Source organism: Paenibacillus sp. JSM ZJ436, from assembly GCF_044383795.1.
In the GTDB taxonomy this organism is placed as follows: Bacteria; Bacillota; Bacilli; order Paenibacillales; family Paenibacillaceae; genus Paenibacillus_AQ; species Paenibacillus_AQ algicola.
In genome coordinates this window covers 62,207-83,114 of the sequence record NZ_JBISEO010000011.1, presented here as the reverse complement: position 1 = coordinate 83,114, position 20,908 = coordinate 62,207, and the positions used below count along the sequence as shown (strand labels likewise).

Genomic DNA, 20,908 nt, shown 5'->3' with positions numbered 1-20,908 from the left:
ACTATGTCCGTTCAAAAAGAGTACCATGAGTACATCCATTACGGCGATCTCTCCGTTACGGGAGGGATTTCCGTCTTTTCCCAAGCATTTGACGAAGCCTACAATTATGACGGAGATGACTTGGGATGCCGTTATACCTCGGAAGTAAGTCACTTCCGTCTGTGGGCACCCACGGCCAGTGAAGCCGTGCTGCTAATCTATGATGACTGGGATGCACAGACAACTGTTCGGCATACAATGATTCGCAAGGAACAAGGTACCTGGACAGCAGAGGTTCCCAAGGATTTAAACGGGAAATATTATACGTATCTCGTCCATATTGGAGATCAATGGAACGAAGCGGCTGATCCATACGCCAAAGCGCTCGGCGTAAACGGTGACCGGGCGGCGATTCTGGATTTATCCTCGACAAACCCCGCAGGCTGGAACTCAGAAAAGCCGCCGCTGGAACATCCCTTAGACAGTATAATCTATGAGGTTCATGTCCGCGATTTCAGCATTGATGCTCAGAGCGGGATAACGCATAAAGGGAAGTTCCTGGGGTTGATTGAGCAGGGGACAAAGGGGCCGGAAGGTATCTCCACGGGACTTGATTATATTCGGGCGCTGGGGGTCACGCATGTGGAACTGCTTCCGGTGTATGATTTTGCGACGGAGAGTGTGGATGAGACACGGTTGAATGAGCCTCAATACAATTGGGGCTATGATCCAAAGAACTATAACGCTCCGGAAGGCTCCTACGCGACGGACCCATACAACCCAGCAGTGAGGATCACAGAGATGAAGCAAATGGTTCAGGGTCTACACGATGCCGGCCTGCGCGTCGTTATGGATGTCGTGTATAACCATGTGTATGATGGGTATCTTGTGAACTTCACGAAGCTCGTACCAGGCTACTACCTAAGGTATAAGCCTGATGGCTCGTTATCCAACGGGTCGGGCTGTGGCAATGACTGTGCTACAGAGCGCCCGATGATGCGTAAATTCATTGTGCAGTCGATTCTGCATTGGGTGAAGGAGTATCACATTGACGGGTTCCGCTTTGATCTCATGGGACTGATGGATATTGACACCATGAATGAAATCCGCCAGGCGCTGGACAGGATCGACCCTTCGATTCTCACGATCGGTGAGGGCTGGGTGATGGACACCGAGTTGCCAGAAAAGCGCCGTGCAAATCAGCAGCACGCGGACAGACTTCCTAGGATCGGACAGTTTAATGATGACTTCCGGGATTCCGTTAAGGGAGATATTTTTATTCATGAGAAACAGGGCTTTATTAACGGCTCTGCTTCATTTCAGGATCATGTTAAGAGCGGAATTGTTGGAGGGATACATTATGATGCGAGTATCACATCGTTCGCCCAGGAGCCTGAGCAGAATGTAAACTACGCAGAATGCCATGATAACCATACCTTGTGGGATAAAATTCAATTGTCAGCATCGCAGGAAAGCGAGGATGTTCAGCGGGCGATGCACCGGCTTGCCTCATCCATGATTCTGACCAGTCAGGGCATCCCCTTCCTTCATGCCGGACAGGAATTTTACCGCACGAAGCACGGGGTCGAGAACAGCTACAAGTCCAGTGATCAAGTCAACCGGATGGACTGGGGACGGGCCGCGGCTTATCAAGCGGACATTAAGCAGCTAAACCGGCTCATTGCGCTTCGGAAGGAGCATGCAGGGTTTAGGCTGAGAACAGCGTCTGAAATCCGGAAGAGACTTCTCTTCCTGGAGGCTCCTTATCAAAGTGTCGCCTATCGTATTCTCCCTCCGGATAGGGGGACCAACGAACAAGAACTGCTTGTGCTTCACTATGCGGGTCAGCAGCAAGTGTCTTTTCAACTGCCAGAGCCGGAGGGGGGAGACTGGGAGGTGCTGTTTGGAGAAGAGCATATCGTTAGTTGCAGTTCGGATACACTTCAGATCGAAGGCATATGTACGTTAATCCTGGCACGAGGATAGTCGAAGAAGACCAAGAATCCAGTCTTCCAATAGGATGTAGGATAAAGATCTTTCATCGGAAGATGGATTTTTGTTTTTTTTTTAGAAAAGACTAATCTTTTATTCGACAAAATCCGATATAAGAATTACATATTTTTCATCAAAGTGTAGACGTAAGGTGGAAAATATTATAATATGAACACTTGTAACGTGAATTTTATAGTAAAGGCGGTGCTAAACTACTTCAAAAGTGTCATTTTATTAATCTAATTATGACAATATCGTAACTGTCTCGTCCTGTCGTAATGTTTATCTTAACCCTACATCGGAGGCGACATTTTGAAAATAAAATATTTAGTATCCAGTGCTCTCGTCGTAACGCTCACCATGACGGCTACCCTTACCGGAGCATTGGGGAAAGCCCAAGCGCAGTCCGGGACTCAGAGCTACAGCGCATCAGCCGGTTACAGCAGTACAGCGGGCCAAGATCTATGGAGATATCAGAAGCTGTCCGGCACCGTGTTCTCAGACCTGGGCTATAATTCAGCGACTCGTCGCTGGGATCATAGCGGCTCTTATCCATGGGTATCGTCCAATGCGGGGCATCCTGGCAAGGATTTTGATTCTGTTCGAACATGGGTAGCGCCGGCAGACGGCAAGATTTCGATCAGCGGCACGGTGGCCAAGGGGGATTCGCTGGGAGATGGTATCCGAGCCATCATACAGAAGGACTCGGTAAAGCTATGGAGTGCTCATGTGACGTCTAAGGCGGAGGTAACCCCTAGCGGAGTATCGGAGGTTCCGGTGAAGCAGGGGGCGAAGATTCATTTTATTATCAACAGGGTGAATTCGATCAACAATGACCATACCTTATGGAATCCCCGCGTTGACTTTACTCCGGCACAGTCGCCAGCAGCAGGCATATCTGATTCAAGCGGAGCTGCGGCTGAGACCCCACCTGTTAATCATCTGAATGTTGAGGGATTTGGCGCAGTTGCCAATGACAACAAAGATGATTATGCAGCTTTTGTAGCTGCATTGGATCAAGCGAAGAAAGAGGGCAAAAGCGTGTATGTTCCGGCCGGAAGCTTTCAGTTAAGCCGGATTCTCACACTGGATGGTGTTAGCTTGAAGGGCGCAGGGCCTCAGGTGACTACGTTGATATCAACGAATCCCGAGAACGGGTCCATTGATATGAAAGGCGTCGGGGTTCAGCTAAGAGATCTCAAGCATACGTACAGCACCGTCGTTCCTCGCGGTAATGGTGCCAATGAGAAGAACAGCATTACAGTTCGCGGTGCATCTCAATTTCTAATTGACAATGTTTATGTATACAAAGCAAGCACTGCCGGCATTCTTGTGCAGGGGCAGGCGAAGCAGGGTGTCATCTCGAACAACAGAGTAGAAGCAACAAATGCGGATGGCATTCATGTCACCGATGGTAGCAGCTATATTACAGTTTCGGGGAATACCGTGAAAGGTGTAGGAGATGATACGATCGCTGTCGTCAGCTATCTGCAGGATGGAGCAGCGGTTCATCATGTGACCATCAAGGACAATGATACAGGATATGGCTCGAAGGCGCGTGGAATTGCGGTTGTAGGTGGATTCCATGTAGATATTCAAGGCAATAGTGTCAAGGATACGGATATGGCAGGCATCTATATTGCCGTGGAGGGCAGCTACAATACGGCTAACGTAAATTATATCAATATTAATAATAACGTGGTGGACCATACAGGAATCAGTGCACCGCAGAAGCATCCCAATGCGTTGGTATATGCTTCCCAAGGCAGCATCGACAACGTTACCTTCAGTAACAATATGTTCCGGAATGCCGCCCATCGGGGCCTTGGCGTATGGGGCGACGGAAACATCAAGAACATTTACTTTACCAACAATACGCTCATCAACAGCGTAGGTGCCAATACAACATTCAGCAATGGAATCATCCATTTGATGCAAAATATCGGGTTTTAAACCAGGCTGCCAAGGCCGATGTAAAGCTTCTCTTGAAAAATAAAACAGAAAATGTCGGGATCAGGTAGCGCTGATGCCGGCATTTTTTATTTTTCAAGAAAACGTTGTAACGTTATTAACCGAGAGTACCCATTGTGAAACAGAAAATGACGATAATTGTCGAATTGATTAAAATTCGTTTACAGTGCTCCAGAGTCAGGTAAAAGTATAGGGACTAAAGTCATCATCGACAAAGGAGGCGCTGCATGCGTATTAGTAAACCCCAAAGAAGACTCTGGCTCACGAGCCTGGGGGTCGTTGTGCTGATCTCGGTGATTCTGGTGAGTGTCAGGATATTGGGCAGCCAGACCCTGTCCATTGAGGACTGTGGTGCGGTCGCGGATGACGGCCAGGATGATGTCGAGGCGATTCAGGCATGTATTGATCAGGCTCAAGACCAAAGAAAGCCGCTGCTCGTCCCCGAAGGACAGTATGAAATGAGCAGGAGCATCACGTTAACCGGAATGATCATGAAGGGAGAAGGAACCGGGTCGATCCTGGTTTCCACAAATCCTGCTCAAGGCTCAATCATCCTGAGGGGCGAGGGCGTCGAGCTGCGTGATCTGACACACCGCTACGCATCGATCGTGGCGCGGGGAGATGGTGCGAATGAGAAGAACAGTATTACGGTGACGCAAGCGGAGAAGTTCGGGATCCATCAGGTTACGGTACATAAAGCGAGTACAGCCGGAATTTTGGTGACAGGAGGGTCCCGGAATGGTCAAGTTATGAACAATATGATCCAGGATACCGGGGCGGACGGAATTCACATTACAGGCGAGAGCAGCAACATTACCGTGGAAGGCAACAAGGTCTCCGGAACGGGTGATGATGCCATTGCCGTCGTTAGCTACAAAGAGGACAGGGAGGCCGTAAGCGACATTCAGATCCGCAATAACAATGTCGGTTACGGCTCCAATGCCCGGGGAATTTCTGTTGTCGGCGGGAAGCAGGTGGTCATTGATTCCAACACAGTACAGGATACAAGTATGGCTGGAATCTATCTCGCTTCGGAGAAAAACTGGAACACAGCAGATACGCTTGATATTACAGTGACTCACAATGAAATTCACCACACGGGCACTCGAGCAGGAAGTGGACACCCCAATCTGTTGATTTATGCTTCACATGGGAAGGTGGACCGGATCAGGGTAGAGGACAATATCTTGAGAGATGCGGAGCATGACGGCATCGGAATCTGGGGCGAGGGGGAGATCGGAGAGATTCAATTCAGCCGTAATCAGGTGGAGGGCTCCCGACTTTCTCCAACAAAATTCATGAAAGGAACGGTATCCAGCGATCATAACCTGGGGTTTTAAAAAAAAATTGCGTGCTGATGACCGTCCTCTGCTGAAAAAGAGGGGGGTCTTTTTATTTGTATTTGCTTGTCTGCTTGCTTATAAAAAACCTTCTATATATATCGTGCTCAATAAATAGCCATATTGTTAATTTAAAGCGCTTACATAAATTTTCCATATCCTTTACTACATTCCCTTAATAGTTCTTAAGTTGTTAAATATTTGAATGTTTCAGGGACTTAAGAGGGGGTTAAACCTAAAACTATCGCAGGATATAAGAGGTAAAAAGTCCTTACAAATCCTAGAAATATAGGATTAGAGGTATACGCTCCGGCATCCTCATGTACGGCCGCTCCCGGTCGTAGATGTGACCATACATAGATGCATTTTGAGAACAGCAACACCAAATTCAGATGACGGAGGGAAAGCGATGGAGTTAAAGGAGTATTTCAGGGTGATCACCCGGAAATGGTGGATTCCTGTGATTACCGTATTCTGCTGTCTGGCGCTGGTGTATGTGTACACCACGTTTTATGACAAGCCTGTGTATGAGGCTTCAGCAGATCTGATTGTGAACCAGCCTGCAGGTGCCGATGCAGGGGAGTCGCTGGTAAATCCGAATTCGATCAACACCAACCTGATGCTGATCAATACGTACAGGCAGATCATGACCTCAGAAGCGATTACGAAATACGTATCACAGCAGCATCCGGAGCTGGGATTAAGTCCTCAGGAGCTCAGCAGCAAGGTCACCATCAATACGATGAAGGATACCCAGGTCATTAATCTTTCGGCCAGGGATGCATCGTACGAACGTGCGGCTGTCATCGTCAACGCGGTATCGCAGGTGTTCATTGAGCGAGTGTCCACCATCATGAACGTGGATAATGTCAGCATTTTAAACGAAGCGAATCTTAACGCTTCTCCAGACCCGGTAAATAACCGGGCGGTCATTCTTTATCTGTTCGCAGCGATGCTGGGACTTGCGCTTGGTTACGGCATTCTATTCCTGATCAGCTATCTGGACGACTCCATTTCTTCCGAGCAGGAAATCGAGCAGGTGCTGGGATTGACCGTGCTGGCTAAGACAAGGAAAGCCAAAAAGCGCGATTGGGTGCAGCAGAACAAGCAGGATGCCAAGCCGGCAGCCTCCCCAGCCGCCGCCAAAACCATGAACAAAGCGAACGCAAGGCATCTATAACCAGAGCGGAGGGAATGGAGCGTTGGAAGACAGAAGAAGCATTCTGATCTATAGAGATCATCTCTTGCCCCCTTCAGAAACGTTCATTCGGGCACAGGCTGAAGGTCTTGTAACCTATCGTCCCTACTACATGGGCTCCCGGCTGGTCCAAGGGATTGAGATTGAGGAGGAGGCGCGTTTTGTTGTCAATCGCGGCGGCGCTCTCGGGCGGTTCAAAGAAATCGGCTTCAAGCTGACTGGCTTGAATTGGGGGCTTGCCAGAGAGCTAAGGAAGCTGCAGCCGCAGCTCATTCATGCCCATTTCGGAACGGATGCCGCACTTGCACTGCCGCTGGCCGACCAATTGAGGGTTCCGCTGATTTCAACCTTCCACGGGTATGATGCCACAACGAGGGACGAATACGCCAAGAAATCATACTATACCCATCGAAATTATCTGAAAAAAAGATCCCGCCTTCAGCAGGAAGGAGCCCTGTTTATCGCCGTTTCTGACTTTATCAGGCGCAAGCTGATGGATCAGGGGTATCCTGCCCACAAAATTGTGAGGCATTACACCGGCATTGATCCTGCCCGTTTCTGTCCCGATCCGGCTATCCAGAGAAAGCCCATTGTTCTCTTCGTAGGGAGACTGGTAGAGGTAAAGGGCTGTGCCTACCTGCTTCAGGCGATGAAGACCGTGCAGGAGCAGCTGCCGCATGTGCAGCTGGTAGTGATCGGGGATGGCCCGCTGCGCTCAGAGCTGGAGCAGACTGCGAAGCAATCGCTTAGAGATTATCAATTTCTCGGCTTGCAAAGCCCGGCTGAAATCAAGCGCTGGATGAATCAAGCGCAGGTGTTCTGTGCCCCGAGTGTGTCTGTAGAGAGCGGTGCAGAAGAGGGGCTGGGTACCGTCTTTCTGGAAGCAAGCGCAATGGGGCTGCCTGTAGCCAGCTTTGCAACAGGAGGCATTCCTGAAGCGGTGAAGCATGGTGAAACAGGACTGCTGGCGCCAGAGAAAGATATCAAAGCGCTGAGTGAGAACATTCTTTCGATGCTGACCAATGAACTGCAGCGCAAGCGGTTCAGTGAGCAGGGACGTCAATGGGTCAGCGAGCAATTTGATTTATTGCGGCAGAACCGAAAGCTGGAGGAAATTTATCAGTCTGTGTTTCTGTAATTGTCCGCTCTGTCATGCTATGAAACGATCAAATATGGGAGGCGAACATCTATGGCCACAACTGCCGTGGAGCAGGGCCTGATTACAAGCGTGAATCCGAATTCTTCGCTGTCTGAGGCTTACAAAATGCTCCGAACCAACATTCGATACTCTTCTGCGGAGAAAGCGTATAAGGTGCTGCTGATCACCTCCGCTGTAAGCGGAGAAGGGAAAACGACAACGGCGGCCAATCTGGCCGTGACCTATGCCCAGGAAGGACATAAGGTGCTGCTGCTGGAGGGAGATCTGAGGCAGCCTTCGCTGCAGCAGTTCTTTCGGAAGCCACTGGGTCGTCAAGGGCTGACCGATCTGCTGACCGGGCACCACCCCCTGAGCGAATGTATCTCGGAATCCGAGATTCCTGATCTGGATGTGCTTCCCTCAGGAACTGCTACGCCCAAGCCCTCTGAGCTCTTGGGATCGGAACGATTGAAGAGAATCCTCAGTGAGCTGTCGCAGACCTATGACCTGATCATCATGGACTCTCCGCCGTCGATTGCCTATGCCGATGCCCAGATTCTCGCAACCTTATCGGATGGGGTCGTCCTTGTCATTGGAGACGGGATGGCTTCCAAAGCCCAGGTGAAACGGGTCAAGCACAGCATGGAGCATGTGCATGCAGAAATTATCGGAGCTGTATTCAACCAAACCTGACATTTCAAGACACAAGATCGGAGGCTATGACGCAATGAACATGATCAACAATGAAGCCAAGTCGATGGAGTACACCCGCACAGCGTCTTCTAAGCTGGCCTGGGATAAAGGCATTCTGTTTCACTTCACCAAACGAAGCATGGATCTGATCCTCGCGCTTGTAGGCTTGATTGTGCTTCTGCCTGTATTCATCCTGCTGGCCATTATTATCAAGGCGAAGGAGCCTTCCGGCCCTGTTTTTTTCAAGCAGCCCCGTGTCAGTAAGGATTTCAAGCTGTTTCATATTTACAAATTTCGTTCCATGGTGACCGATGCAGAAGTCAAATTAAAGCAAAACCCGGCGCTGTATGAGAAGTATCTTGCCAACAATTACAAGCTCGAGCCTGAAGAAGATCCGCGGATCACTAAGCTGGGCCGGTTCTTGCGAAAGAGCAGTCTGGACGAGCTGCCGCAGCTGATCAATGTGATCAAAGGCGAGATGAGTCTTGTCGGACCGCGCCCGGTCGTCGCGAACGAGCTGGTTGAATACAAGGAGAAGAAAGCGGATCTTCTCTCCGTCAAGCCCGGGATTACCGGTTACTGGCAGGTGAGCGGACGCAGCAGTGTCGGTTATCCGGAGCGGGTTCATCTGGAGCTGTATTACGTCTATAACAAGTCAATTCTGCTGGACATCAAGATATTATTTGCAACCGTATGGAATGTGCTGCTGAAAAAGGGAGCTTACTGAGGTGCAGATAAGACAAGGGAAAGGAGACACAGCATGAAGGTTGCAATTGTACATGATTGGCTGACCACTTATGCAGGCTCGGAAAAGGTGCTGGAGCAGATGCTGGAGCTTTTCCCGGAAGCAGATCTCTTCAGTACCGTTGATTTCCTGAGCGGCTCAGAGCGGCAGTTTCTGCGGGGCAAGGAAGTGCATACCTCTTTTATTCAAAAGCTGCCGCTTGCCAAAAAGAAATATCGGCAATATCTTCCGCTTATGCCCATGGCTGTTGAGCAGTTTGACTTATCTCCGTACGACCTGATTCTATCGAGCTCTCACGCGGTGTCGAAGGGGGTCATAACCGGGCCGAATCAGCTTCATATCTCTTACGTGCATTCACCAATCCGCTATGCCTGGGACCTGCAGCACCAATACCTGAAGGAATCCGGACTTCAAAAGGGCCTGAAGGGAATGGCTGCCAAATGGATGCTTAGCAAAATAAGAATGTGGGATTACCGCACCTCCAATGGAGTGGATTATTTCATCGCGAACTCCGGATTCATCTCCAGCCGGATCTGGAAGGTCTATCGCCGTGAATCCCAGGTGATCTATCCGCCGGCTAACGTCTCGGCCTTCGCTTATCAGGAAGAGAAGGACGATTTCTATCTGACCGCCTCGCGAATGGTTCCATATAAGAAGATGGATCTCATCGTGGAAGCATTCTCGAAGATGCCGGATAAACAGCTGGTCGTGATCGGAGACGGACCGGAGATGGAAAAGGTTCGGCAGCGGGCTGGCAGTAACGTTCAGATCTTGGGCTACCAGGAGGATGCGGTGCTCATTGAGCGGATGCAGCGGGCGAAGGCGTTTGTGTTCGCTGCCGAAGAGGATTTCGGTATTACGGTCGTGGAGGCCCAGGCTTGCGGAACCCCAGTCATTGCTTATGGAAAAGGCGGCTCTCTGGAAACGATCCAGGGGCTGGATTCGCCGAATCCAACCGGCGTGTTCTTCGAGGAGCAAAGTGTTGGCTCTATCATTGCAGGCGTACAGCGGTTTGAAGCAGAAGGCCGCAGAATCTCACCGGAGCAATGCCGGAGAAACGCAATGTCCTTCACTCCGGATGCCTTCAAGCGGAATTTGAAGGATTTCATTGACGCCAAGCTGGCTGTAAAGAGTGCGTCCCGCTTGCGGAGCACAGACCTTGAAATACCTCAAGTACTATAAAGAAAAGGAGAAGATCAGATGAACTTGACGTTTATTGGAACGGGTTATGTAGGGCTGGTATCCGGCGTGTGCTTCTCCGAGATTGGCAATCAGGTGACCTGTGTGGACAGTAATCAGGACAAAATAAAGCAGCTGAACCGGGGGCATGTCCCGATCTATGAGCCGGGACTGAAGGAGTTAATCCAGAAGAATCAATCCCGGGGCCGACTGAAATTTACAAGCCGGCTGTCAGAGGCGGTGCAGGAGGCAGACATCATATTTATCTGCGTAGGAACCCCGCCCCTTGCAAGCGGTGAGGCTGACCTGACCTATATCAAGCAGGCGGCTCAGGACATTGCACTGGAGATGAATGGCTACAAAATCATTGTCACCAAGAGCACCGTTCCTGTCGGCACGAATGATTTGATCTCATCCATCATGCAGCAGCTGTCCCAGCACCCCTTCGATGTCGTATCTACACCGGAATTTCTGCGGGAAGGGACGGCCGTGCAGGACACTCTTCATCCTGATCGGGTCATTATCGGGACGGAGGACGAGCGCGTCGCCGCGAAGATGGCAGAGCTGCACCGGCCCTTGAGCAGCAATATTATGATCACGGATATCCGCAGTGCAGAGATGATCAAGTATGCGTCCAATGCTTTTTTGGCCACGAAAATCTCATTCATTAATGAAATTGCGAACATCTGTGAAAAGGTGGGGGCCGATGTGACCGAGGTCGCGGCGGGCATGGGGCAGGACCGGCGGATTGGCTCTTCCTTCCTGCAAGCCGGCATCGGCTATGGCGGCTCTTGCTTCCCTAAGGACACAGATGCATTGATTCAAATTGCCGGAAACGTAGACTATGAGTTCAAGCTGTTGAAATCAGTCGTTGAGGTCAATAAGGACCAGCGCTTCAATGTCATTGCGAAGCTCAAGCATTGCCTTGGCGATTTGAAGGACAAGCAGATCGGAATCTGGGGGCTGGCTTTTAAGCCGAATACGGACGATGTGCGAGAGACGCCAGCCATGGAGATTATGGAGGAGCTGCTGCAGGAAGGCGCCATCGTGAAAGCCTATGATCCCATCGCGGCAGACAATTTCCGCAAAAGCTTCCGTCATGAGGATCTAGTAAAATGGAGCCCTGATGCGAAGGCGGCTGCTGCCGAATGTGATGCCCTGTGTCTCCTGACCGATTGGGCGGAGTTCCAGGATCAGGATCTGAAGGAGCTGCAGCAGCTCATGAAGCAGCCCATCCTGATTGACGGCCGGAATGTCTATTCCCGCGAGCAGGTCAGCCAGACAGACTTTCAATACTATTCGATCGGCCGGCCAGACATCGGAGGATTATATCCTTACAAGGAAGAGAGCATGATGCTCAGCTAATCTAGCCGCTGTGCACCAAGGGAGCGATGTCATGAAAGCAAGAAGCTTATCCATCTGGTGGATGAACCCGACGTACTTGTTCCTGCTGCTGATAAGCATCGTCGTGGCAGGAGCCTACCTGATTCCAGGGGACAGCTATATTACCTTTTATCGGGTAGACAAATATATCCATGATGGCAACCTAGAGTTCCTGATTCTGCCGGCAGTCTGCTTTATCGCGGGAAGCGTAATTGCTTCCCTGACTGCTGGAGCAAGAAGGCCTGCGCGGGAGCAAGTGTTCTCGAGCATGCTCAAGCATCAGGAAGGATACATAAAGGCCTGGATCAAGCTGCTATTCGCCTTGACCCTGTTCGGATACGCAGCCTGGTTCCTGATTATGCTGCAGAACGGCTTCACGCTGTCCCTTTTTCTCAATGTAGTGAAGGGCGAGCCGGGCGCAATTTATGATATTACCGAGAACTTCAAGAGCATCACCGGCGTGACCTCTTTTACGAATTTCGGAATTCCGTTTGTCATCCTGGCCGTGTATTACCAGGTCTCGAACGGCAAGAGAAATTTTAACGGGATGCTGGCCATTGTCGTGCTGCTGACGCTGGTCCGGGCCATCTTCTTCTCCGAGCGTCTCGCGCTCATGGAGGTTCTGCTTCCGGCGATTATCATTATGCTGGCGGTAAAGCAGAAACAAGGCAAAAAGCTGCGGCTGGTGCATTACTATCCCTTGATCGGTCTGGCTGCACTGATCGGATTTTTTGGAATTAGCGAGTATTTCAGATCCTGGCTCAGCTTCTATGTGAATGTGTATCCCTCCTTCTGGGAGTTCATTGTCACTCGCTTCTTCGGCTATTACGTAACGGCGCTGAACACAGGGACACTGTATCTGGAGCAGCTTGGATTCCAATCCGTTCCCTTTCCGTATTTTACGCTGGAGTGGATCTGGAAATTTCCCGGAATAAGCGGAGATGCCTACTTCTCTGCATTCGGCATTAATCCTGAGGCGGGAATCAATACCACGCTGGAGAGCTGGGGCAACCCCGAATTTAACAATCCGTCCGGCTTGATGCTTCCTTATCAGGATTACAGTCTGGGCGAGGCGCTGCTGTTCTGGGGTCTGATCGGCTATGTCAGCGGCATGCTGTATGCAGGATTTAAACATGGAGGGACCCTGGGCATGGTCCTGTATCCGATCTGGATGGTCGGAATCCTGGAAATTCCACGATATTTGTATTTCAGCAGCGGCCGGTTTTTCCCATGCTGGATTGTCCTTCTGACGTTTACATTCATGCTTCACTATAATGCCAAAAAGCTGGTCAGCTGGCAGCCAGCCGGAAGGAGAGCATAGCCTGTGACTCAAACCATCTACATCAACGGCCGTTTTCTAACTCACCCCGTGACGGGAGTTCAGCGTTACGGACTGGAGCTCATTCAAGCCATGGATGATCTGTCCTCTCGTAAGGCAGAAGGCTTTGAGAATTATGAGTTTATTGTTTTGACTCCTAAAGTGGAGCTGCCAGCATTGAACCTGTCCGCCATTCGGATCAAGCAGGTGGGGGCGCTCAAAGGGCATCTGTGGGAGCAGCTGGAGCTGCCCGTGCATGCCTTCCGTCATCTGCTGCTTAATCCGTGCAACACCGCACCTTTGTTCAAAAGAAAGCAGGCGGTCACCTTGCATGACGCTGCTGTGTATGCCGTACCGGACACGTATTCCCGCTTGTTCCGTCTTTGGTACAAGATCATGTTTCCGGCTTTAGGGCTTCTGTCCCAGCAGATCTTAACCTGCTCCACATTTTCCAAGGATCAGCTGATTCGCTATTGCGGGATCCCTTCGAGCAAGATGAGCGTCATTCCGCACGGCCGGGAGCATGTGCTGCGAGCCGCTGCTGATCACGAGGTACTGAAGAAGCATGGGCTGGACAAGCCCTTTGTGCTAGCTGTCAGCAGCATGAGCCCAAACAAAAATTTCGGGTCTATTGTCAAAGCCATTCAGCATTTAAATGTGGAGGATGTGGATTTCGTCATCGCCGGCGGGAGTAACCCGAAGCTGTTTCAGGAGCAAGGAGAGCTGCCGGACAGCGTGAAATACCTCGGCTATGTCGAAGAGGAGGAGCTCAGGGCTCTTTATGAGCATGCCGCCTGCTTCGTATTTCCTTCCTTCTACGAAGGCTTTGGCTTTCCGCCACTGGAAGCCATGACCTGCGGCTGTCCGGTCATCGCATCACACACGGCCTCGATTCCGGAAGTGTGCGGAGAGGCTGCGATATACTGTGATCCTTATGACTGGAAGGATATAGCGAGCAAGATTCAAAGGGTGCTGAAGGATCCCGATTTGCAGGATCAGATGAGAGCCAGAGGGTTCGAGCAGTCCAGCAAGTTCTCTTGGGAACGCTGCGCCAAAGAAACGTTCGCGGCCATCACGGCCGATCCTCGGACCCATGAAATCCCTATCAACAATGCCAGCCGAAGTGAAACCGGATAAGAAAGGAGGAGTGTCACGTGAATATCATGTTCGCCAGTCATACTTATATGGGCGGAGATTTCGTGGTTGGCTCCCATCATCTCGCCCGGGAAATGAACAAATTAGGACATCGCGTCATGCATGTCAGCACACCGCTCAGTCCCTTCCATGCCCTGAAATGGAACAATCGTGATATACAGAACCGCTTCCGGCTGTGGAGAGGACGTGCCCGGAGCTTGGAGGAAGGGCCTGTGAATGCGGTGCCGATGTCCTTGCTTCCCTGGGAGATCGCAGGTCCTTTTTACAAAAAAACAAAACGGAACTGGATGCTTCCCTCCCTGCGCGGCTTGATGAAGCAGCACGGGATGGAAAATATTGATCTGCTGCTTATGGATCAGCCGCGATTCGTCGGGCTGGACCAGCTGCTGCAGCCGAAAAGAACGGTATACCGGCCAACAGATATTTACAGCAAAATGACTGGCGATCCCGTTGTGGCCCAAGCAGAGGCGGAGCTGTTAGGCCGCGTATCTGCGCTGGTATCCACTTCCGCGCCAGTCCATCACGAGCTGATTGCCTATAATCCCCAGCTTCCTTCCATGATTCTGGAGAATGGCGTGGAGTATGAGCATTTCGCCACCCCGGCGGACGAACCGGAGGAGCTGAAGTCTATTGCGGGTCCACGCGCGATTTATGTGGGAGCGATTGATGAACGATTGGATGTGGAAGGTCTTGCAAGACTGGCACAGAACAAGCCGCACATCAGCTTCGTCATTGTCGGCCCCTGTCCGGAAGCAGCGGCCCGTGCATTTCAGGGATTGACTAATGTGCATCTCCTCGGGGCCAAGCCTTACTCGCGAATCCCGGCCTTCCTGCAGCACTCAGATGTGGCGCTGCTGCCGCTTAGTCACCATCCGGCGAATGCCGGCCGAAGTCCGATGAAGCTGTACGAGTATATGGCAGCAGGTCTCCCGGCAGTCGTGACGAAGACGCCAGAGCTGTCGCGCAGAGATGAACAGCATCTGTATTTCTATCATGACTTGGATGATATGGCTGCCCAGCTTGAGAGGGCGTTAAGTGAGAGAAGCTCCAGGGAAGAGGTTCAGCGACGTGCGGCTTCTCAGGCCTGGCATTCCAAAGCAGCGCAGCTGCTTGCTTTTATCGACAACCTATAACAGTAACGAGGAGTAGTGACTTGCATGTCTTTAAAGGCTAAAGGGATTCATGCCATGAAATGGTCCAGCCTCGGTACGGTGGTGTCGATTATCGTGCAGCTGCTGCAGCTGATCATGGTGTCCCATTTGCTCTCGCCGAAGGATTATGGACTCATGGGAATGATTATGGTGATTGTCGCTGCCGCCGTAAATTTAACGGACATGGGCATCTCCAATGCGATTATTCACCGGCAGGATGTCACCCGGAATCATCTGTCCAGCCTGTATCTTTTGAATCTGGGCATGAGTGCTCTTATTTCCTTGCTCATCTGGTTATCTGCCCCATATGTGGCTGCCTTCTACGAGGAACCCGCGCTCATCAATCCGATAAGGTGGATGTCGCTGCTCTGCCTCATTCCGGCCTTTGGCCAGCAGTTTGAGGTGCTGTGCCGCAAGGAGCTGGAGTTTGACAACATTTCAAAAATTCAGATCGCGGCTTACGTAGGCGGGTTTATCATTGCCCTGGCCGGTGCCTATTTCGGATTTGGCGTATATGCGCTGGTCGGCTCCTATTTAGGCAATGCATTGATTAAATCGGTTGGACTTCTGTTTCTGGGCTGGCGCCGATGGACGCCAAGACTGCATTTTGCGAGAAAAGATTTGAAGGGCTATCTCCGGTTTGGTGTCTATCAAATGTTCTCCAATCTGCTGCAGTCCCTGATCTACAATCTGGATTATATGATCATCGGACGGATGTTCGGAGCCCAGACCCTGGGATATTACAGCTTTGCGTTTCAACTATGCAATATGCCCATTCAGAAGCTGTCGCCGCTGATTAACACCGTCAGCCTGCCGATCTTTGCCAAGATGCAGATGCAGCAGGAGCTGCTTCGAAACGGATATGTGAAGGTCATGAGCTATGTCAGCTACTTGAATGCGCCGATCTATATGGGGATTCTGGTCACCGCTCCTGCTCTCGTTCCTTTCGTGTTCGGAGAGCAATGGATTCCAAGTGTCCTGATCATACAGATTCTGTCGGCAACACTCCTGGTACGGACATTGACGCTGCCGGTGCAGCCGCTCCTTCAGTCTAAGGGCCGCACCGATGTCTATTTCCAGTTCACCCTGATCAGCATGGTCATTCAGGCACCGGGCCTGTTCATCGGGGCGTATCTGGGCGGTGTAATTGGCGTGGCTGTCGCTTATTTACTCGTTCAAACCGCCCTGGTCGTGGTGCAGTACCGGTTCGCTGTCAAGCGAATGCTGGGACCGTGCGGAGCCGACTATGTCAAAAGCATGCTGCCCGGATTAAGCTTTGGAGCCGTTATGGTGGTCGGGGTACTGCTGCTCAACCGGCTTGCCGATTGGCTTTTTGCAAGTGAGGTTCATTTCATCATCCAGGTGGCTTGTGGAGTGCTCTTCTACGGTGCCTCCATTCTCCTATTCAATCCCGGCCTGATCGCCAGTGCGCGGCAAATCATTCTTCGCAAGAGTATTCCATAACCCCAGAGGAGGGCTTTTCAATGACAAAGGTAACGAAAGCAATCATTCCCGCTGCAGGACTAGGAACCCGTTTTTTACCGGCCACCAAAGCAATGCCCAAGGAAATGCTGCCGATCGTGGACAAGCCAACGATTCAGTATATCGTCGAGGAAGCCATCTCATCAGGGATTGAGGATATTATTATCGTGACAGGACGGAGTAAGCGGGCGATTGAGGATCATTTTGACAAAAATATCGAGCTGGAGGCTGATCTGGAGGAGAAGAACAAGGATGAGCTTCTGGAAATTGTCCGCAGCGTCTCCAATCTGGTAGAGATCCATTGTGTTCGTCAGAAAGAGCCGCTCGGTCTGGGACATGCCATCTGGTGTGCGCGTAAATTTATTAACCACGAGCCATTTGCTGTACTGCTAGGGGATATGATTATCGACCATGAGGTGCCTTGCCTGAAGCAGATGATCGATGTCTATGACCAGCACGAGTCCAGCATCGTCGCGGTAGAGAGTGTGCCCTGGAAGGATGTGAGCAGCTATGGCGTCATTGAAGGGGAAGCTGTGAATGGTAAAATGCAGCGGATCACAAACCTGGTCGAAAAACCGAAGGTTAACCCTCCCTCCAACCTGGCCATGATCGGCAGATATATTCTTCATCCGGAAATTATGGATCTCCTGGAGCATCAGGAGGCCGGTGTAGGCGGCGAAATTCAGCTGACAGACGCATTGAAGGCGCTGGCGCAGCAGCAGGAGATGTATAGCTTCTGTTACGAAGGCAAGCTGTATGATGTCGGCAGCAAGCTCGGATATTTGAAGGCCAATATTGACTTCGCGCTGAAGCGGGACGGGATCGGACTGCCGCTCAAGAATTACTTGCTGGAAACCATTGTTGAATCAGAGCAGTCCAAGGTAGAGGCGCAGAGCAGTCTGAAGATCGTATGATGGATCATTCTTACACGATGGAGGGATGGAAATGAAATTAGTATTGCTGTCCGGAGGCTCCGGTAAACGGCTGTGGCCACTGTCAAACGATGCCAGATCCAAGCAATTCCTGAAGGTGCTGGAGAATGAAGACCTGGAAATGGAGTCCATGGTCCAGCGAGTCTGGGGACAAATCAAGGCGGCCGGCCTGGATCAATCGACGCTGATTGCTACCAGCAGCAAGCAGGTGGAAATTTTGCAGAATCAGCTTGGCCCGGTGCCCATTATCGCTGAGCCGGAACGCCGAGATACGTTTCCGGCGATTGCCCTGGCAGCCTCTTATCTGTATTCCTTGAAAGGGGTATCGCTGGACGAAACGGTATGCATATTGCCGGTGGACCCTTATGTGGAGGACCATTTTTTCGAGAAAATCAAAGAGCTGGAACAGGTGCTGGAGAATACTGATGCCGGGATTGCCCTCATGGGCGTGACTCCGACCTATCCATCCTCGAAATACGGCTATATTATTCCTGAGAAGACCTCCACGGCCAATGGTGTCATGCGCGCAGCAGGCTTTACAGAGAAGCCGACGGAGGAGAGAGCGGAGGAGCTGATTGCGGAGCAGGCGCTCTGGAATTGCGGCGTGTTTGCTTTCAAGCTCGGCTATATGATTGACAAGCTGTTTCAATCCAAGATTCCGGTTCAATATGAGGAGCTGAATAAGAAATACAGCCAGCTGCCGAAGATCAGCTTTGATTATGAGGTGGTGGAGAAAGAGAAGCATATTGCTGTGCTGCCTTATGAAGGCTGCTGGAAGGATCTTGGCACCTGGAACACGCTGACGGAAAATATGGGCGTCCAGCAGATCGGAGAAGGAAGAATCAGTGAGGACTGCGACAACACGCATCTAATCAATGAGCTGGATATTCCGGTGACTGTTATTGGCCTCTCCAATGCTGTGGTTGCGGTAAGCCCGGACGGCATTCTGGTGTCTGACAAAAGCGCAAGCCCGCGCGTCAAGGATATGGTAGCGCCGGATCAGCAGCCGATGTATGAAGAGCGAAGCTGGGGCTGGTACCGGGTGCTGGATTATACGAAATATGAGCAGGAGGAGGAGGTCCTCACCCGGCGCATTTGTCTCTGGGAAGGGAAGTGCCTGAGCTATCAGAAGCACTGCCAGCGGAGCACCACACTGAACATTGTTAGCGGTGAAGGTGTGCTGGTCTTCAATGATGAGGTGTTTGACATCAAGAGCGGCGATGTCTTTACGATCCCTTCTCACGTCTATTATGGAATCAAGGCGGATAGTGATGTGGAATTTATCGAGGTCCAGAAGGGCTCCGTGCTGCAGGAGGATGATATTATCGAGATGTATAGCACCTGGGAGGAAGTTGAAGCGCACTGCTCTGCCAGGAAGATTCCCTCATGAAGCGCTGGAAGAAGCTGATTCTGATGATCAGCGCAATTATATTGATAGGAGGCTGTGTATACAGCCTCTATTTATATCAAGCTGTAAAGGGAACCATGAGTGCGATCTATGAGCCGCTGGATTTGGAAACGCCGGTAATCTCCAGTCCCTCTGAAATGGAATCGGTGACGACACCGCCGCCATCCCAGCCTTCCATGCCTGCTGCGCAGAACAACAGGACTGCTTCAGAGGTGCAGCCTGCTGCTGAAGCCGCCGGATCTATCCGGCAGGGCCCGCCAGAGCTCAGCAAGAGAGACCCCTTTACGCTGGCCATTCTCGGCGTGGATGAGCGGGAGAATGATGTGGGACGATCAGATGTGATCGTGGTGCTGGCCGTGAATCCAGATAAGCACTCCGTGAAGATGATTCATATTCCGAGGGACACTCGTACCGAGATCGTGGGCCGTGGCACCGTGGACAAAATCAATCATGCCTACGCCTTTGGCGGTGTCTCTATGTCAATCCGAAGCATTGAGCAGTTTCTGGATGTTCCTATGGATTACTATGTAAAAGTGAATATGGAGGGCTTTGCACAAATCATTGATCTTCTGGGCGGCATTGTGGTGGACAATCCCTTTGCCTTCTCCATAGATGGTGTGGATTATCCGGCAGGCACACTGTCCTTAAACGGTGAGGAGGCGCTGTTATTCTCAAGAATGCGTTACGGTGATCCCCGCGGTGATCTCGGTCGGAATGCCAGACAGCAACAGGTTCTCGCCGCCATTATGGATCAGGCCAAGCGGCTGTCGAGCGTGACTAAAGTGACAGACATTTTGGAAGAAGTGAAGGTCAGCACCAAAACGAATGTAACCCTGGAGGATATAAAGTGGTTGTTTACTGAATACAGGCCTGATCTCGACACCATTGAGAGGGACGAAATCCAGGGGGACGGAGCCATCATAAACAATATCTACTATTATATAGTGAGTCCGGGAGAACGACAGCGAATAACGACTTCAATTTTGCAGCAGCTGCAATCTTCAAGCTGAAGTCTTGGCATGAGAGGAAGGAGAAGCATATGGCCGTAAATTTATTTTTTGTCCCCCATCAGGATGATGAAGCCCTGACGTTTGGTGCGGGCATCCGCAATCATCTGGATCAGCATGATGAATGTCACGTCATTTTATATACAGATGGAGCGTCCTCCGGCGTTCGAAGGCAGCTGAACGGGGAAGAGAAGAGCTCGCTGCTCAGGAAAAAGCTTGAGCCCCATAGCGAAGGCTATGCGATACTCGATGAAGCTGCCTTTTCCGTCTGCCGAAATGTCGAATTTGAGCGCTCCTGTAAAGCGCTAGGTCTTCCGCCGGAGTGGATTCACTATTCCTCCTATCTGATGCAGGACGGGACTACCACCGTGGAAGGCTGCAAGCAGGTCATCATGGAGTTTCTGGATCGTTATCCGCAGGCCAGAGTAAAGACCTTCACGTATGCCGGTGGAAATCACCGGGATCACGCCAATATGGGCTTGGCGGCTCAAGGCCTGTATGAGCAGGGTGTGATTCAGGATCTGAGGTTCTATGTGGAGCCTTACAATCTAAGAAAAGCTTTAAAGGAAAAGGGCAGGCGTCACATTTTGAAAGAAACGACGGTGAAGAGCAGTCACCTGGTTGTAGCTTCCCTGAAGGAATATACGATATGGGAGCCTACTGAGGGACGCTTTGCCATTGGCTATCATTCGGTCAAGAAGTGTATTGACACCGTTATGAAAAAAACGGTCTCCTACTATCACAAGCCCTGAGCACAAGCTCGGGGCTATTTGCAATTACCAATAACTACACAGTGCGTCCTCTTTCATTTCTTTGATATGGTAGTAGGATCAGCGT

At 51.0% G+C, this 20,908-nt stretch carries 17 protein-coding genes; all 17 read left to right on the top strand.

Annotation, left to right across the window (positions count from 1 at the left end; translation table 11 throughout):
* Positions 1–3: 3 nt before the first annotated feature.
* The 17 genes from pulA to ACH6EH_RS14480 all read left to right on the top strand — a co-directional run bounded on the left by pulA (position 4) and on the right by ACH6EH_RS14480 (position 20,823).
* On the top strand, positions 4–1,965 hold the full coding sequence (pulA, locus tag ACH6EH_RS14560; protein ID WP_397332860.1) for a type I pullulanase: 1,962 nt from the start codon (positions 4–6) through the stop codon (positions 1,963–1,965).
* Between the two features lie 318 nt (positions 1,966–2,283).
* Positions 2,284–3,924 carry a right-handed parallel beta-helix repeat-containing protein gene (locus tag ACH6EH_RS14555; RefSeq protein WP_397332859.1) on the top strand — a complete coding sequence of 547 codons (1,641 nt, stop codon included), beginning with the start codon at positions 2,284–2,286 and terminating at the stop codon, positions 3,922–3,924.
* 245 nt (positions 3,925–4,169) lie between these two features.
* Positions 4,170–5,282 carry a right-handed parallel beta-helix repeat-containing protein gene (locus ACH6EH_RS14550; protein ID WP_397332857.1) on the top strand — a complete coding sequence of 371 codons (1,113 nt, stop codon included), beginning with the start codon at positions 4,170–4,172 and terminating at the stop codon, positions 5,280–5,282.
* Between the two features lie 409 nt (positions 5,283–5,691).
* Positions 5,692–6,462 carry a YveK family protein gene (locus ACH6EH_RS14545; protein ID WP_138225991.1) on the top strand — a complete coding sequence of 257 codons (771 nt, stop codon included), beginning with the start codon at positions 5,692–5,694 and terminating at the stop codon, positions 6,460–6,462.
* A gap of 22 nt (positions 6,463–6,484) precedes the next feature.
* The gene (locus ACH6EH_RS14540; protein ID WP_397332856.1) at positions 6,485–7,618 is read left to right on the top strand and encodes a glycosyltransferase; all 1,134 of its coding nucleotides are present in this window, start codon (positions 6,485–6,487) and stop codon (positions 7,616–7,618) included.
* A gap of 51 nt (positions 7,619–7,669) precedes the next feature.
* Positions 7,670–8,311, top strand: a complete 642-nt coding sequence (locus ACH6EH_RS14535) for a CpsD/CapB family tyrosine-protein kinase (protein ID WP_397332855.1) — start codon at positions 7,670–7,672, stop codon at positions 8,309–8,311.
* A gap of 64 nt (positions 8,312–8,375) precedes the next feature.
* Entirely contained in the window at positions 8,376–9,038 is a 663-nt protein-coding gene (locus ACH6EH_RS14530) for a sugar transferase (protein ID WP_233281238.1), read from the top strand.
* 33 nt (positions 9,039–9,071) lie between these two features.
* Positions 9,072–10,238, top strand: coding sequence for a glycosyltransferase family 4 protein (locus ACH6EH_RS14525; protein WP_397332854.1), 1,167 nt, complete (start codon positions 9,072–9,074; stop codon positions 10,236–10,238).
* A gap of 18 nt (positions 10,239–10,256) precedes the next feature.
* Positions 10,257–11,600: a UDP-glucose dehydrogenase family protein gene (locus tag ACH6EH_RS14520; RefSeq protein WP_208203504.1), complete on the top strand. Its 1,344-nt coding sequence runs from the start codon at positions 10,257–10,259 to the stop codon at positions 11,598–11,600.
* 31 nt (positions 11,601–11,631) lie between these two features.
* Complete coding sequence (locus tag ACH6EH_RS14515; RefSeq protein WP_397332853.1) at positions 11,632–12,939, top strand: O-antigen polymerase; 1,308 nt, start codon at positions 11,632–11,634, stop codon at positions 12,937–12,939.
* Between the two features lie 3 nt (positions 12,940–12,942).
* A complete protein-coding gene (locus ACH6EH_RS14510; RefSeq protein ID WP_397332852.1) occupies positions 12,943–14,073 on the top strand; it encodes a glycosyltransferase family 4 protein in 1,131 nt (376 codons plus the stop codon).
* Between the two features lie 26 nt (positions 14,074–14,099).
* Positions 14,100–15,224: a glycosyltransferase gene (locus ACH6EH_RS14505; protein ID WP_397332898.1), complete on the top strand. Its 1,125-nt coding sequence runs from the start codon at positions 14,100–14,102 to the stop codon at positions 15,222–15,224.
* 24 nt (positions 15,225–15,248) lie between these two features.
* Positions 15,249–16,706: an MOP flippase family protein gene (locus ACH6EH_RS14500; protein WP_397332851.1), complete on the top strand. Its 1,458-nt coding sequence runs from the start codon at positions 15,249–15,251 to the stop codon at positions 16,704–16,706.
* Between the two features lie 20 nt (positions 16,707–16,726).
* Complete coding sequence (galU, locus tag ACH6EH_RS14495; protein ID WP_138225982.1) at positions 16,727–17,638, top strand: UTP--glucose-1-phosphate uridylyltransferase GalU; 912 nt, start codon at positions 16,727–16,729, stop codon at positions 17,636–17,638.
* A 31-nt stretch (positions 17,639–17,669) separates the two neighbouring features.
* Positions 17,670–19,046 carry a sugar phosphate nucleotidyltransferase gene (locus ACH6EH_RS14490; protein ID WP_397332850.1) on the top strand — a complete coding sequence of 459 codons (1,377 nt, stop codon included), beginning with the start codon at positions 17,670–17,672 and terminating at the stop codon, positions 19,044–19,046.
* Positions 19,043–20,074, top strand: coding sequence for an LCP family glycopolymer transferase (locus tag ACH6EH_RS14485; protein ID WP_397332849.1), 1,032 nt, complete (start codon positions 19,043–19,045; stop codon positions 20,072–20,074). The genes ACH6EH_RS14490 and ACH6EH_RS14485 overlap by 4 nt, the downstream gene beginning before the upstream one ends.
* Positions 20,075–20,103: 29 nt before the next feature.
* On the top strand, positions 20,104–20,823 hold the full coding sequence (locus ACH6EH_RS14480; protein WP_397332848.1) for a PIG-L family deacetylase: 720 nt from the start codon (positions 20,104–20,106) through the stop codon (positions 20,821–20,823).
* Positions 20,824–20,908: the final 85 nt, after the last annotated feature.

Bases quoted from the DNA above. Each gene is read 5' to 3' on its own strand.
- pulA (WP_397332860.1), top strand. From the start codon at position 4: ATGTCCGTTCAAAAAGAGTACCATGAGTACATCCATTACGGCGATCTC.
- ACH6EH_RS14550 (WP_397332857.1), top strand. From the start codon at position 4,170: ATGCGTATTAGTAAACCCCAAAGAAGACTCTGGCTCACGAGCCTGGGG.
- ACH6EH_RS14545 (WP_138225991.1), top strand. From the start codon at position 5,692: ATGGAGTTAAAGGAGTATTTCAGGGTGATCACCCGGAAATGGTGGATT.
- ACH6EH_RS14535 (WP_397332855.1), top strand. From the start codon at position 7,670: ATGGCCACAACTGCCGTGGAGCAGGGCCTGATTACAAGCGTGAATCCG.
- ACH6EH_RS14530 (WP_233281238.1), top strand. From the start codon at position 8,376: ATGGAGTACACCCGCACAGCGTCTTCTAAGCTGGCCTGGGATAAAGGC.
- ACH6EH_RS14525 (WP_397332854.1), top strand. From the start codon at position 9,072: ATGAAGGTTGCAATTGTACATGATTGGCTGACCACTTATGCAGGCTCG.
- ACH6EH_RS14520 (WP_208203504.1), top strand. From the start codon at position 10,257: ATGAACTTGACGTTTATTGGAACGGGTTATGTAGGGCTGGTATCCGGC.
- ACH6EH_RS14515 (WP_397332853.1), top strand. From the start codon at position 11,632: ATGAAAGCAAGAAGCTTATCCATCTGGTGGATGAACCCGACGTACTTG.
- ACH6EH_RS14505 (WP_397332898.1), top strand. From the start codon at position 14,100: ATGTTCGCCAGTCATACTTATATGGGCGGAGATTTCGTGGTTGGCTCC.
- ACH6EH_RS14500 (WP_397332851.1), top strand. From the start codon at position 15,249: ATGTCTTTAAAGGCTAAAGGGATTCATGCCATGAAATGGTCCAGCCTC.
- galU (WP_138225982.1), top strand. From the start codon at position 16,727: ATGACAAAGGTAACGAAAGCAATCATTCCCGCTGCAGGACTAGGAACC.
- ACH6EH_RS14490 (WP_397332850.1), top strand. From the start codon at position 17,670: ATGAAATTAGTATTGCTGTCCGGAGGCTCCGGTAAACGGCTGTGGCCA.
- ACH6EH_RS14485 (WP_397332849.1), top strand. From the start codon at position 19,043: ATGAAGCGCTGGAAGAAGCTGATTCTGATGATCAGCGCAATTATATTG.
- ACH6EH_RS14480 (WP_397332848.1), top strand. From the start codon at position 20,104: ATGGCCGTAAATTTATTTTTTGTCCCCCATCAGGATGATGAAGCCCTG.